The sequence below is a fragment of the Variovorax paradoxus genome (genome assembly GCF_009755665.1).
Classification (GTDB): domain Bacteria; phylum Pseudomonadota; class Gammaproteobacteria; order Burkholderiales; family Burkholderiaceae_C; genus Variovorax; species Variovorax paradoxus_G.
Genome location: NZ_CP046622.1, coordinates 1,563,054 through 1,575,694 on the forward strand (window position 1 = coordinate 1,563,054; position 12,641 = coordinate 1,575,694).

At 66.0% G+C, this 12,641-nt stretch carries 11 protein-coding genes; all 11 read right to left on the minus strand.

The genetic code is table 11. The annotated features are described in order from the left end of the window. Positions 1 to 3 precede the first annotated feature (3 nt). The 11 genes from trpA to GOQ09_RS07285 all read right to left on the minus strand — a co-directional run bounded on the left by trpA (position 4) and on the right by GOQ09_RS07285 (position 12,510). Positions 4 to 849 carry a tryptophan synthase subunit alpha gene (gene trpA / locus GOQ09_RS07235; protein ID WP_157612819.1) on the minus strand — a complete coding sequence of 282 codons (846 nt, stop codon included), beginning with the start codon at positions 847 to 849 and terminating at the stop codon, positions 4 to 6. Further along, positions 849 to 2,135 carry a tryptophan synthase subunit beta gene (gene trpB, locus GOQ09_RS07240; RefSeq protein WP_157612820.1) on the minus strand — a complete coding sequence of 429 codons (1,287 nt, stop codon included), beginning with the start codon at positions 2,133 to 2,135 and terminating at the stop codon, positions 849 to 851. Before trpB ends, trpA begins: the two co-directional genes overlap by 1 nt. Positions 2,136 to 2,184: 49 nt before the next feature. After that, complete coding sequence (locus GOQ09_RS07245) at positions 2,185 to 2,880, minus strand: phosphoribosylanthranilate isomerase (protein WP_157612821.1); 696 nt, start codon at positions 2,878 to 2,880, stop codon at positions 2,185 to 2,187. Next, positions 2,877 to 3,689 carry a tRNA pseudouridine(38-40) synthase TruA gene (truA, locus tag GOQ09_RS07250; RefSeq protein ID WP_157612822.1) on the minus strand — a complete coding sequence of 271 codons (813 nt, stop codon included), beginning with the start codon at positions 3,687 to 3,689 and terminating at the stop codon, positions 2,877 to 2,879. The genes GOQ09_RS07245 and truA overlap by 4 nt, the downstream gene beginning before the upstream one ends. A gap of 26 nt (positions 3,690 to 3,715) precedes the next feature. Next, positions 3,716 to 6,418 carry a FimV/HubP family polar landmark protein gene (locus GOQ09_RS07255; RefSeq protein WP_431769302.1) on the minus strand — a complete coding sequence of 901 codons (2,703 nt, stop codon included), beginning with the start codon at positions 6,416 to 6,418 and terminating at the stop codon, positions 3,716 to 3,718. A 261-nt stretch (positions 6,419 to 6,679) separates the two neighbouring features. Further along, on the minus strand, positions 6,680 to 7,822 hold the full coding sequence (gene asd / locus GOQ09_RS07260) for an aspartate-semialdehyde dehydrogenase (protein WP_157612824.1): 1,143 nt from the start codon (positions 7,820 to 7,822) through the stop codon (positions 6,680 to 6,682). Positions 7,823 to 7,911: 89 nt separating this feature from the next. Next, a complete protein-coding gene (gene leuB / locus GOQ09_RS07265) occupies positions 7,912 to 9,000 on the minus strand; it encodes a 3-isopropylmalate dehydrogenase (RefSeq protein WP_157612825.1) in 1,089 nt (362 codons plus the stop codon). 37 nt (positions 9,001 to 9,037) lie between these two features. Beyond that, positions 9,038 to 9,688, minus strand: coding sequence for a 3-isopropylmalate dehydratase small subunit (gene leuD, locus GOQ09_RS07270; protein WP_157612826.1), 651 nt, complete (start codon positions 9,686 to 9,688; stop codon positions 9,038 to 9,040). Positions 9,689 to 9,706: 18 nt separating this feature from the next. Beyond that, complete coding sequence (gene leuC / locus GOQ09_RS07275; RefSeq protein WP_157612827.1) at positions 9,707 to 11,128, minus strand: 3-isopropylmalate dehydratase large subunit; 1,422 nt, start codon at positions 11,126 to 11,128, stop codon at positions 9,707 to 9,709. A gap of 43 nt (positions 11,129 to 11,171) precedes the next feature. Beyond that, positions 11,172 to 12,125, minus strand: coding sequence for a LysR substrate-binding domain-containing protein (locus GOQ09_RS07280; RefSeq protein WP_157612828.1), 954 nt, complete (start codon positions 12,123 to 12,125; stop codon positions 11,172 to 11,174). A gap of 244 nt (positions 12,126 to 12,369) precedes the next feature. Beyond that, a complete protein-coding gene (locus GOQ09_RS07285; RefSeq protein WP_126745778.1) occupies positions 12,370 to 12,510 on the minus strand; it encodes an entericidin A/B family lipoprotein in 141 nt (46 codons plus the stop codon). Positions 12,511 to 12,641: the final 131 nt, after the last annotated feature.

A 12,641-nucleotide genomic window follows, 5' to 3' on the forward strand; every position in this document is an offset into this window, starting at 1 on the left:
CGATTATCTGCCAGCCGCGTTCTTGGGGGTAGCTGCGGGCAGGGCGTCGAGCGCCTCGCGGATACCGGCGAGAAATTCACGCACGGTGGGCACGACCTTTTCGCGCGGCTGTCCGTCGATCAGCTGGATGATCTTGGTGCCGATCACGACCGCATCGGCCGCCGATCCCACGGCTTGGGCCGTGCGTGCATCGCGAATGCCGAAGCCCACGCCGACAGGAATGTTCACATGCTCGCGGATGCGCGGGATCATCTGGCCGACAGCCTCGGTGTCGAGGTGGCCGGCGCCCGTCACGCCCTTGAGCGAGACGTAGTAGACGTAGCCGCTCGCAATGCGCGCGACCTGCGCCATCCGTTCGTTGGTGCTGGTGGGGGCCAGCAGAAAGATCAGGTCGATGTTCGCGGCCTTGAGGTCGGCGGCGAAGTCTTCGCATTCCTCGGGCGGGTAGTCGACCACCAGCAGGCCGTCGACGCCAGCCGCCGATGCATCGCGGATGAACGCCTTCTTGCCATGCACGAGGTCATAGCGCTCGACCGGATTGGCGTAACCCATCAGCACCACGGGTGTGGTCGTGTCCTTCTGCCGGAAGGCGGTGACGATGGCGAGCACCTGCTTCATGCCGACGCCCAGCGCCAGCGCGGCCTCACCGGCTTTCTGGATCACCGGGCCGTCAGCCATGGGGTCGGAAAACGGCACGCCGAGCTCGATCACGTCGGCACCGGCTCCCACCATGCCGTGCATCAGCTCGGGCGTGATGTCGGCAAAGGGAAAGCCGGCGGTAACGTAAGGAATGAGCGCGCGGCGGCCGTCTTTTTTCAGCGCGTCGAAGGTGGCGGCAATGCGGCTCATTATTTGCCTCCCTTCACGCTCAGGCCGCGCATCGAGGGCCGATCGTAGAAGTCGACGCCGGAGAGGTCGGCCACGGTGCCGATGTCCTTGTCGCCGCGTCCCGAGAGGTTGATCAGGATCGACTGGTCCGGCCGCATGGTCTTGGCGAGCTTCATGGCGTAGGCCACGGCGTGGCTCGATTCGAGGGCCGGAATGATGCCTTCGGTGCGGCACAGGTAGTGAAAGGCTTCGAGCGCTTCGGTGTCGGTGACGCCGACGTATTCCGCGCGGCCGATGTCGGCCAGGTGCGCATGCTCAGGTCCTACGCCCGGGTAGTCCAGCCCGGCGCTGATGCTGTGGGTTTCGGTGATCTGGCCGTCTTCGTTCTGCAGCAGGTAGGTGCGGTTGCCGTGCAGCACGCCCGGGCTGCCGCGCAGGATCGATGCGGCGTGCTTGCCGCTGTCCAGGCCTTCGCCGGCGGCTTCGACGCCGATGAGCCGGGTGCCGGCAAACGGAATGTAGGGGTGGAAGATGCCGATCGCATTGCTGCCGCCGCCCACGCAGGCGATCACCACGTCGGGCTGCTTGCCCTCGGCCTCTCCGGTAATGCCGTCGGCCGCGAGCATGGCGGGCATCTGCTCGATGCATTCGGTGCCGATCACGCTCTGGAAGTCGCGCACCATCGTCGGGTAGGGGTGCGGTCCGGCCACGGTGCCGATGATGTAGAACGTGTTCTCCACGTTCGTCACCCAGTCGCGCATCGCTTCGTTGAGCGCGTCTTTCAGCGTCTTGCTGCCCGACTCCACCGGCACCACGGTGGCGCCGAGCAGGTTCATGCGGTAGACATTGGGGCTCTGGCGCTTCACGTCCTGGCTGCCCATGTAGACCACGCATTCGAGCCCGTAGCGCGCGCAGATGGTGGCCGTGGCCACGCCGTGCTGGCCGGCGCCGGTTTCGGCGATGACGCGGGGCTTGCCCATGCGTCGCGCGAGCATCGCCTGGCCGATCACGTTGTTGATCTTGTGCGCGCCGGTGTGGTTGAGGTCTTCGCGCTTCAGGTAGATCTGCGCACCGCCCATTTCATGGCTCGTGCGGGCGGCGTGATAGATGGGGGATGGCCGGCCGACGAAGTGCTTCAGCTCGTAGTGGAATTCGGCCAGAAACGCCGGATCGTCCTTGAACCTGGCGTACGCATCGCGCAGTTCGTTGATCGCGTGGGTGAGCGTTTCGCTCGCGAAGGTGCCGCCGTAGGTGCCGAAATGGCCGGTGGCGTCGGGTTGCTGGTAGTCCTGGAATTGGCTTTGCATGGTTCTCGATCGTTGGGCCGCAGCCCGAAATCACGATCGGGTGCGGCGGCTAACTGGAGAAGGACGAGGCGTCAGCCGCTCTCACGGCGGCGACGAATTGCCGGATCTTTTCGGCGTCCTTCAGGCCCTTGTTTCCCGGGCCGTCGATTTCGACGCCCGAGCTCACATCAACGGACAGCGTCTTGCAGCGCGTCCGCAGAATGCGAATGCCATCGCTCACGTTTGCAGGTGTGAGCCCACCACTCAAGACGAGGTGAGCGTCGACGGCGGGTGGAAGAAGTGACCAATCGAATGCCTTGCCGCCTCCGCCATAACCTTCGACATGGGCGTCGAGCAGGATGGCCTGGGCGTGGGAGTAATCGGAAGCGTATTTTACGAGGTCGAAGCCCGCTCCGGCAGCCCCCAGCGGAATACGCGCGGCGCGCATGTAGCGAAAGCGGCCGTGGCCGGCGGCTTCTTCGCATTGTTCCGGCGTTTCCTCGCCATGAAATTGGGCGATCGATCCTCTCACGCGTGCGAGGGATGCTACGACTTCAGGAGCAGCCTCGTTGACGAACAGCAGCACCGGCGTGATGAAAGGGGGGAGGCGCGAAGCCAGTTCCGCGGCGCGAGCCGCTGTTATGGCGCGGGGGCTCTTGGGATAGAGCACGAAACCGACCGCGTCGGCGCCGGCTTGCACAGCGGCCTCCACATCGGCCTCACGGGTGAGGCCGCAGATCTTGATGCGGGTGCGGGGCGACGTCATGGCGGCCCATCATACGGAGCACCGCCGGCCTGCAGTGTGGCCTCGGCCGGCAGACCCCACTTGGCGTCGTACAAAGGCCCCAGAAAGTACAGACCGTCGGCGGAGAAGGTGGGCGCCGCCACCTTGCGGCTGCGCGCCTCGAGCACTTCCGTGATCCATTCGGGCCGCTCGTCGCCGCGGCCGATGCGCACCAGGCAGCCCATCAGGTTGCGGATCATGTGGTGCAGGAAGGCATCGGCCTCGAATTCGAAGTGCCAGCGGCAGCGGTCGCCTGTGCCATGGCGCGTGATCTCGATGCGCCGCAGGTCCTTCACCGGCGAGCGCGCCTGGCACGCCGAGGCGCGAAACGAGCTGAAGTCGTGCTTGCCCACCAGAAGAGCGGCCGCCGCGCGCATGGCGTCGCCGTCGAGCGCATGCATCGACCAGCCGACCCGGCCCGAATCCAGGCTGGGCCGCACGGGCGACTGCGAGAGTACGTAAAGGTAGCGGCGGGCCAGGGCGCTGGCGCGGCAATGGAATTCGTCGGGCACCGGATGCGCCCACTGCACGGCAATGTCGTCGGGCAGGTAGCGGTTGGTGCCGCGCATCCACGAGAAGGGCTCACGTTCGACGTCGGTGTCGAAGTGCACCACCTGCATCAACGCGTGCACGCCGGCGTCGGTGCGGCCGGCGCACAGCGTGCCAATGGGCTGTGCGGCAAATTTGCCGAGCGCCGCTTCCAGCTTGTCCTGAACCGTGCGGCCCGAGCGCTGGCTCTGCCAGCCCTCGTATGCCTGGCCGTTGTAGCGGATGCCTAGCGCCAGCCTCACGAATTCAGAAACAGGGGAAAAGCCGCTCAGCGCAGCTCGGCGAGCAATTGCCTTGCTTGCGACTTGAGGTCGCCGGCGCTTTCGGCTTCGACTTCCTCCACCAGCGAGCGCGCGCCTTCGACGTCGCCGATGGCTTGCAGCTCGCGGGCCAGCGACAGCTTGACCGCGTGGGGGCTGTCGTCGCCGTCGTCCTGGGGCATGGCTGCAGCGGGGCGCGTTGCTTCGGCGGTGCCGGCCACCGGGCGGGCGGGAAGACCGGCCAATGCGCTCATGTCGAATTCGATGAAGCCCGAATCCGCGGGAAGATTGCCGCCGCTGCGCAGCGTCGCCGGGCGGGTATTGTCGTCGGCGTCATTCAGTCCCGCGGGACGGCCGATCGGAGCCAGCGCGCCAGGAGCGGTGTCGAAGTCGTTTTCCAGGTCGACCGGTGCCGGTGAATGCGCATGGCCGTTGGACAGCGGGGCGGCCGTGGCGGGGGCGTAGGCCGTCTTCGGCAGGCTGGCGCTCACCGGAGCGGGGCTCGGTGCGAGTGCCGCCGGCTGGCTCAGGTCCAGGTCGAAGTCCAGCGGTGCGACGGACGGCACGAAGGCCGGCGCGGCGACAGCAGCTGCCACAGGAGCGGGCGCTGCGGCCGGAGGCGTTGCGGCAGCAGGCTTGGCCGCCGTGGCCAGGGCGCCGGCGAATGCAGCGCTTTCGGCCGGGCTCACGCCACCCCGGGCCGTGCCCGACTCGTACAGCGGATTGCCCGGATCCAGGTCCTTGCCCATTTCGACCACGCGGTTCCAGTCGGAGCCGGTGCCGTTGGTCAGCTTGTGCACTTCGGTCGCCAGGCCTTCATAGGCTCGGACGTCGCGGCGCTTGGCGTGGATTTCGAGCAGCTTGAGGTGAATGGCCGTGCGGTCCGGATTGACGCGCAGCGCCTCGCGGAGGATTTCCTCGGCCTGCAGGTCGCGGCCATAGGCAAGGTACACGTCGGCTTCGGCCACGGGGTCGACATCGCCCGCGTCAAGTTGGCTCGGCGAGTACGACAGCGACGAAACCGTGGAATCGCCGCGGTGCTTGGTGTCGACCGATTCGCCGCCGCTGGCGCCGAAGAACGAGTCTTTGGGGATGCGGCTTTCGAGGAACACGCTTTCGCTCATTTCCTCACGCCGGCGGCCCAGCACACGGTAGAGCAGGAAGCCGATCAGCAGTGCGATCAGCGCCGCACCGGCCAGCATCAGCGGGTTCTCCATCAACTCATCGAGGAAGCTGCGCTCGACCGGGGGCGGCGGCGGGGCGGCTTTGACGACCGGCTTGGGCGTCGGCGCGGGGGCGGCTGCGCTGGCGGCCGGGGCGGGAGCGCCCGGCATGGTTTCAGCCGACGCGTTGGCGTCAGGGGCTGCGGCAGTGGGAGTGGCGGCGGGCGTTGCTGCCGCGACGGGCGCGGAAGCTTCTGCCGGGGCCGACGCAGTGGCCGGTGCCGCGGCAGGCGCTGCAACTGGAGCAGCAGGCGCTGCAGCCGGAGCCGCGGGAGCGGCGGGGGCCGCAGCCGCAGCGGGTGCTGGGGTGGCCGCTGCCGTGGCGGCTACGCCCGGATTCGGAACTGGAATGCCGGGGGTTGCCGCTGCCGGTGCTGCGCCCGCGGCGGGAGCAGCCGAACCGGTGGCCGCCTTGAGCTTGGCCAGTTCGTTGATGTTCTTGGAAAGCTCCGCAACGCGGTTGTTGCTGTCCTGCGCCTGCCGTGCCTGCGCGACCTTCTCGTCGGCCGCGCGGGCAGCCGCGCTGCCTTGGGAGATCGTCAGCTTGTCGGGTGCGCTTGCAGTGGCGTTGCGGTCTTCGACATTGGCTTGCACCTTGCCCGAGGCATTGCGGCCAGCAGCGGCCACGTTCGCCGTGGGCGCGTTCTCTGCCAGGCGCTGGCGGTAGGCGCCGAAGTCACGGCTTTGCGCGGTGATGGTGCGCTTCGCTTCCGCGGGAAGAATGGCACTGGCCTCGGCTGCGCTCGGCAGGTCGAGCACAGCGCCGGCCTTGATGCGGTTGACGTTGCCGCCGATGAAAGCATCGGGATTGGAAAGCAGTAGCGCCACCAGCATCTGGTCGAGCGAGACGTCGGCCGACTTGTGGGCTCCGGCGATCTTGCCGGCGGTGTCGCCGCGCTGCACCGTGACCTGTTCGCCGCTTGTCGGACGAATCGGCGCCGCGGCGCTGGGGGCTGGGGCAGCCGACGTAGCAGGTGCGGCGGCCGGCGGTGCGGTGACGGGCGCGACAGGTGCGACAGGTGCGCGCTCGCGGCGTGCGCGGGCTGCACGCTCAGCCGGGGTCGTGCCGATCTGCGGCGTAGAAGGAGAAATCGGCGCGCTTGGCGCTGCCTGGCGCGTCACCGGCGGGTCGAGCAGCACGGTGTAGTCGCGCACCATGCGGCCCGACGAGCCATTGGCTTCGAGCAACAGGTCGATGAAAGGGTCGTTGAGCGGACGGGTGCCCGTCAGACGCACCACGTACTGGCCGCCGGCGCGGCGCTGCAGCGTCGCCTTCACGTCGCTCAGGGCCGCGTTGTACGGAACGCCCGCGTTCTTGAAGGCGTCGGCGCTGGCAACGTTGATCTTCAGGCTGTCCGCTTCCGCGGCCGCCATCTCGGTGACGTCGATTTCAGCGCGAAGGGGCTCGCCCAGTGCCGATTGCACCTTCAGTTGGCCCAGTGCAAAAGCGCTCGCATCGGTGCTCGAAACGCCCAAGGCCACCGCCATGGCGGCACCGAGAACGGAAAGGCGGAGGCCTTTCAAAGGCAGAGAAGGGCTAGCGGCCGATGGGCGGGCCGCGGGCAACAGATGTCTTGTCATGCTGATAGGGGGCGGCTCAGGCCCAGAAATTGTAAGAGGACGTTAGCACCAACACCGGGTACTGACAAGGCGCTGCGCCTGTTCTACCCAGTACGCGCATACTTACGCACACATCTTCCGTTGTTGTTTGGCAACATTTCGGGCTTGCGGTGAGCCGGCACGCCCCCATCAAGCCTCGAGCAAGATGCGCAGCATGCGGCGCAGCGGTTCGGCCGCGCCCCACAACAGCTGGTCGCCGATAGTGAAAGCGCCGACGTATTCAGGGCCCATTGCAAGCTTGCGGATGCGGCCCACCGGGATGTCCATGGTGCCCGTGACGGCCACCGGCGTCAGTTCCTTGAGGCTGGCTTCACGGGTGTTCGGCACCACCTTGGCCCACTGGTTGTCGGCGGCGATCATGGCCTCGATGTCCGCCAGCGGCACGTCCTTCTTGAGCTTGAAGGTCAATGCCTGGCTGTGGCAGCGCATTGCACCGACGCGCACGCAGAAGCCGTCAACCGGCACTGCGGCGGTACCGAAACCCGTGCCCTGGCCGAGGATCTTGTTGGTTTCCGCGCCGGCCTTCCATTCTTCCTTGGAGGTGCCGTCGCCCAGGTCCTTGTCGATCCAGGGAATCAGCGAGCCGCCGAGCGGCGCGCCGAAATTGGCGGTTTCAGCCGCGCTCAGGTTCTGCTGCTTGTGCAGCACCTTGCGGTCGATCTCGAGAATGGCCGACTTCGGGTCGTCCAGCAGCGCGCGCACCTCGGCGTTCAGCGTGCCGAACTGCGTCAGCAGCTCGCGCATGTGCTGCGCACCGCCGCCCGAGGCCGCCTGGTAGGTCATGCTGGTCATCCACTCGACCAGCCCAGCCTTGTAGAGAGCGCCCACGCCCATGAGCATGCAGCTCACGGTGCAGTTGCCGCCGATCCAGTTCTTGCCGCCGTTGGCGAGTGCGTTCTGGATGACCGGGAGGTTGACGGGGTCGAGCACGATGACCGCGTCGTTGTTCATGCGCAGCGTGGAAGCGGCGTCGATCCAGTGGCCGCTCCAGCCCGCGGCGCGCAGCTTGGGGAACACCTCGCTGGTGTAGTCGCCGCCCTGGCAGGTGATGATGATGTCGCACTTCTTCAGTGCGTCGATGTCGTTCGCATCCTTCAGCGCGGTTTCGTTCCTGGCCATGGCCGGGGCCTTGCCGCCGGCGTTGGAGGTCGAGAAGAACAGCGGCTCGATAAGCCCGAAGTCGCCTTCGGCCTGCATGCGGTCCATCAGGACCGAGCCGACCATGCCGCGCCAGCCTACAAGGCCGACCAGAGGTTGAGATGCGTTCGCCATTTCAGTTTGCCCTTGTGAAAAAGAATGAAATTGTCTTTTTTGCCCCCGACTCGTCGAGCCGGGGAGGGGCGTGACGAAGCGGGCTGCGGTTAGCCGGTAATCGTCTTTTTGGTGATTGCTGCAACAACCGCGTCGCCCATCTCACGGGTGCCGACGCGCTTCGTACCTTCTGACCAGATGTCACCCGTGCGCAGCCCGGAGGCGAGCACATGCTTGACCGCCGACTCGATACGGTCGGCAGCTTCGGCTTGGTTGAGTGAAAAGCGGAGCATCATGGCAGCGGACAGTATTGTAGCCAAAGGATTGGCAACCCCTTTGCCGGCAATGTCGGGCGCGCTGCCGTGGCTGGGCTCATACAGGCCCTGGTTGCTCGAATTGAGCGAGGCCGAAGGCAGCATGCCAATGGAGCCAGTGAGCATGGCGGCCTCGTCCGAGAGGATGTCGCCGAACATGTTGCCGGTGACGATCACGTCGAACTTCTTGGGCGCCTTCACCAGCTGCATGGCCGCGTTGTCGACGTACATGTGGTCGAGTTCGATGTCCGGATAGTCCTTGTGCACCTCGGTCACCACGTCCTTCCAGAACTGGAAGGTCTCGAGCACGTTGGCCTTGTCGACACTGGTCACGCGCTTGTTGCGCTTGCGTGCCGCTTCGAAGGCCACGCGGGCAATGCGCTCGACCTCGGGGCGCGAATAGCGCATCGTGTCGAAGGCCTCTTCGGCGCCCGGAAAGTGTCCGTCCGCAGCGGTACGGCGGCCGCGCGGCTGGCCGAAGTAGATGTCGCCGGTCAGCTCGCGGATGATGAGGATGTCCAGGCCCGCGATGAGTTCGGGCTTGAGGCTCGATGCGTCCACCAACTGCTCGTAGCAGATGGCCGGGCGGAAATTGGCGAACAGGCCGAGGTTCTTGCGCAGGCCGAGAATCGCCTGCTCGGGGCGCAGCGGACGGTCGAGCTTGTCGTACTTCCAGTCGCCGACGGCACCGAACAGCACCGCGTCCGCTTCCTTTGCGAGCTTGAGCGTCGAATCGGGGAGCGGGTGGCCATGCGCCTCGTAGGCCGCGCCGCCGACCAGCGCAGTTTCCATTTCGAACGAGAGGTCGAGCGCGTCGAGCACGCGGATGGCCTCGGCCACGATTTCGGTGCCGATGCCGTCACCCGGGAGAACTGCGATTTTCATAAGTTGGTCTGAGGTTTGAAATTGGAGATGCGAGGCTTCAGGCGATCATCGTGTGCGCGAGCCAGGGCTTCTGCGCCAGCCGCTCGGCCTCGAAGGCCTTGATCTTGTCCTTGTGGCGCAGCGTCAGGCCGATGTCGTCCAGCCCGTTGATGAGGCAGTACTTGCGGAAGGCCTGCACGTCGAACGCGAACTCGCCGCCGTCGGGCTTCACGACCACCTGGCGCTCCAGGTCGATGGTCAGCGAGTAGCCGGGAAAGGCAAAGGTCTCGTCGAACAGCTGCGCCACCTGCGCTTCGGGCAGCACGATCGGCAGCAAGCCGTTCTTGAAGCTGTTGTTGAAGAAGATGTCGGCATAGCTCGGCGCAATGATCGCGCGAAAGCCGTACTGGTCGAGCGCCCACGGCGCATGTTCGCGCGACGAGCCGCAGCCGAAGTTCTTGCGCGCCAGGAGAATGGATGCGCCGGCGTAGCGCGGCTGGTTCAGCACGAAGTCGGGGTTCGGCTTGCGGCTGGCCGGGTCCTGGCCCGGAAAGCCCGCGTCCAGATAACGCCATTCGTCGAACAGGTTCTGGCCGAAGCCGGTGCGCTTGATCGACTTGAGGAACTGCTTCGGAATGATCGCGTCGGTGTCGACGTTCTCGCGGTCCATGGGGGCGACAAGGCCCTTGTGCACGGTGAATTTCTGCATGTGAATCTCTCTTCTTGTTCAGGCGAAGGTGCGCACGTCGACAAAGTGGCCGTGCACTGCGGCCGCGGCAGCCATGGCCGGGCTCACGAGGTGGGTGCGGCCACCGGCGCCCTGGCGGCCTTCGAAGTTGCGGTTGCTGGTCGATGCGCAGCGCTCGCCGGGCTCCAGCCGGTCGGCGTTCATGGCCAGGCACATCGAGCAGCCGGGCTCGCGCCATTCGAAGCCCGCGGCCTTGAAAATCACATCGAGGCCTTCGCGCTCGGCCTGTTCCTTCACCACGCCGGAGCCCGGAACCACCATCGCGAGCTTCACGTTTTTGGCCACCTTTTGGCCGAGCTTCTTCACCACGGCCGCGGCTTCACGCATGTCCTCGATGCGGCTGTTGGTGCAAGAGCCGATGAACACCTTGTCGATGAAGATGTCGTTCATCGCCTTGTTGGGCTCCAGGCCCATGTAGACCAGTGCGCGCTCGATGGCGCCGCGCTTGCTGGCGTCCTTTTCCTTGTCGGGATCAGGCACGCGGCCGTTGATATCGACCACCATTTCGGGCGAGGTACCCCAGGTCACCTGCGGCTGGATCTGCGTCGCGTCGAGTTCGACCACGACGTCGAACTTCGCGTCGGGGTCGGACTGCAGCGTGCGCCAGTAGGCCACGGCCTGGTCCCATTCCACGCCGGTCGGGGCGAGTGGGCGACCCTTGATGTAGCTGATGGTCTTCTCGTCGACCGCCACCAACCCCGCGCGAGCGCCGGCCTCGATGGCCATGTTGCAGACCGTCATGCGGCCTTCCATGCTCAGGTCGCGAATCGCAGAACCCGCGAATTCGATGGTGTAGCCGGTGCCGCCGGCAGTGCCGATCTTGCCGATGATTGCGAGCACGATGTCCTTGGCCGTGCAGCCGAATGGCAGCTTGCCTTCGACCTTCACCAGCATGTTCTTCGCCTTCTTGCCGAGCAGCGTTTGCGTGGCCATCACGTGCTCCACCTCGCTGGTGCCGATGCCGTGCGCCAGCGCGCCGAAGGCGCCGTGGGTGGAGGTGTGCGAGTCGCCGCAGACCACGGTCATGCCGGGCAGCGTGGCGCCCGATTCGGGGCCGATCACGTGCACGATGCCCTGGCGCTTGCTCAGGAACGGAAAGAACGCCGCAGCGCCGAATTCCGCGATGTTCTTGTCGAGCGTGGTGACCTGCTCCTTGCTCGTGGGATCGGCAATGCCTTCGTAGCCGCGCTCCCAGCCCGTGGTGGGCGTGTTGTGGTCGGCCGTGGCCACGACCGAGCTGATGCGCCACAGCTTGCGGCCGGCCTCGCGCAGCCCCTCGAAGGCCTGCGGGCTGGTGACTTCATGCACCAGGTGGCGGTCGATGTAGAGGATGGCGGTGCCGTCTTCCTCGGTGTGGACGACGTGTTCGTCCCAGATCTTGTCGTAGAGCGTGCGTGCCATGTCGTTCTCTTGTCTTTCGTGGGGAAGTGAATTGTCTTGTTTTCTATGCCGCCATCGGCTCGGCCGCATCGTGCGCGGCGGCTGGCGTGTGCAAGTGGTTGACCAGCGTGCGCGCGGCCACGGGCAGGGTGGAAAAGTCGCGCGCCACCAGCCGGATCTCGCGGTTCGACCAGGCGTCGTTCAGCGCCACGCTGCACAGGCGGCTTCCGATGCCGGCCTGCAGCAGTTCGAATGCGCGCTGCGGCATCACGCCGATGCCCAGGCCGTTGTCGATCATGCGGCACATGGCGTCGAGGCCGGTCACGTGGATGCGCAGCTTGACGCTGCGGCCCGCTTCAACCGCGGCCTGGTGCATGGCCACGTAGATCGAGCTGTTGGTGTGCAGCCCGACGTGGTCGAAGTCGAGCGAAGCCGTGAAATCGATCGAACCTTGGGTCGCAAGCGGATGCCCGGCGGGCACGATCAGCACGAGCCGGTCGTGGCGGTAGGGCAGCGTCTGCAATTCGTTCGTGCCGTCGGGAATGTGGCAGATGCCGAGGTCGGCGGCACCTTCCTGCACCGCGCGCACCACTTCGTTGCTCAGGTGCTCTTCCAGGTCGATCTTGATCGCGTCGTGCTCGCGCGTGAAGGCGCCGAGGTCTTCCGGAAGAAACTGCACGATGGCCGATATGTTGGCGTGCACCCGCACATGGCCGCGCACGCCCTCGGCGTATTCGCTGAGCTCGCCCTGCATCTTCTCAAGGCTGTAGAGCACCGAGCGCGCGTGGTGCAACAGGCTTTCGCCCGCGGGCGAAAGATCGACCCCCCGCGCGTGGCGGTAGAGAAGGGTGGTGCCCAAGGTGGCTTCAAGGTCGGACAGCCGCTTGCTGATGGCCGAGGCGGCAATGAACTCGCGTTCCGCCGCCCGGCCGATGCTGCCCAATTCGCACACGGCCACGAACAACTGCAGCGACGTGAGGTCGATGCGCCGGGCGAAGTTGCGTTCTGAAGTGCTCATGGGGTGTCGGACATCGCGTCTGGCGATGAGTTCGCCATTTTCTCTGGGTTTTGACCAACATGCCATCGTCATCTGCGATGGGTTCGTTGCCCTGAGGCGAGGAGCTCCGCGTGCAGCCCTTCGGTGCGGTGGATTTCCCCACTGCACACGGCAAAACGCCCCGCTCCTCGCTTGCGGGCGAGGGAGCGGGGCGTGCGTCAGCGCGCGGTACGCAGGTCTCGAAAGACCCTGGGTCGGTGCCTACTTACTGGCGCTTCTTGGCGGCGTCTTCGACTTTTTCGCCGCCCTTCTGAATGTCCTGGCCTGCACCCCGGAAGGTGTTGCAGCCGGACAGCGGGACGGCGAAAGCGAAGGTGACGGCAATCAGCGCGGCAATTTTCTTCATGACGGATCTCCTGAAGTCGTTGAAAAAGGCGGCCCGACCTCGGGCCTCCGATGCACAACGTACCGAGCCCGTGCTGCGAATCCTGTCAGCCAAGACGCAAAAAAGCTGCCCGAAGGCAGCTTTCCACGGTG

What these genes read in the sequence shown, in the direction of transcription:
- trpA (WP_157612819.1), bottom strand. Translation starts at nt 849, where the DNA reads ATGAGCCGCATTGCCGCCACCTTCGACGCGCTGAAAAAAGACGGCCGC.
- GOQ09_RS07255 (WP_431769302.1), bottom strand. Translation starts at nt 6,418, where the DNA reads ATGGCGGTGGCCTTGGGCGTTTCGAGCACCGATGCGAGCGCTTTTGCA.
- trpB (WP_157612820.1), bottom strand. Translation starts at nt 2,135, where the DNA reads ATGCAAAGCCAATTCCAGGACTACCAGCAACCCGACGCCACCGGCCAT.
- GOQ09_RS07245 (WP_157612821.1), bottom strand. Translation starts at nt 2,880, where the DNA reads ATGACGTCGCCCCGCACCCGCATCAAGATCTGCGGCCTCACCCGTGAG.
- GOQ09_RS07280 (WP_157612828.1), bottom strand. Translation starts at nt 12,125, where the DNA reads ATGAGCACTTCAGAACGCAACTTCGCCCGGCGCATCGACCTCACGTCG.
- asd (WP_157612824.1), bottom strand. Translation starts at nt 7,822, where the DNA reads ATGGCGAACGCATCTCAACCTCTGGTCGGCCTTGTAGGCTGGCGCGGC.
- leuD (WP_157612826.1), bottom strand. Translation starts at nt 9,688, where the DNA reads ATGCAGAAATTCACCGTGCACAAGGGCCTTGTCGCCCCCATGGACCGC.
- GOQ09_RS07285 (WP_126745778.1), bottom strand. Translation starts at nt 12,510, where the DNA reads ATGAAGAAAATTGCCGCGCTGATTGCCGTCACCTTCGCTTTCGCCGTC.
- leuC (WP_157612827.1), bottom strand. Translation starts at nt 11,128, where the DNA reads ATGGCACGCACGCTCTACGACAAGATCTGGGACGAACACGTCGTCCAC.
- leuB (WP_157612825.1), bottom strand. Translation starts at nt 9,000, where the DNA reads ATGAAAATCGCAGTTCTCCCGGGTGACGGCATCGGCACCGAAATCGTG.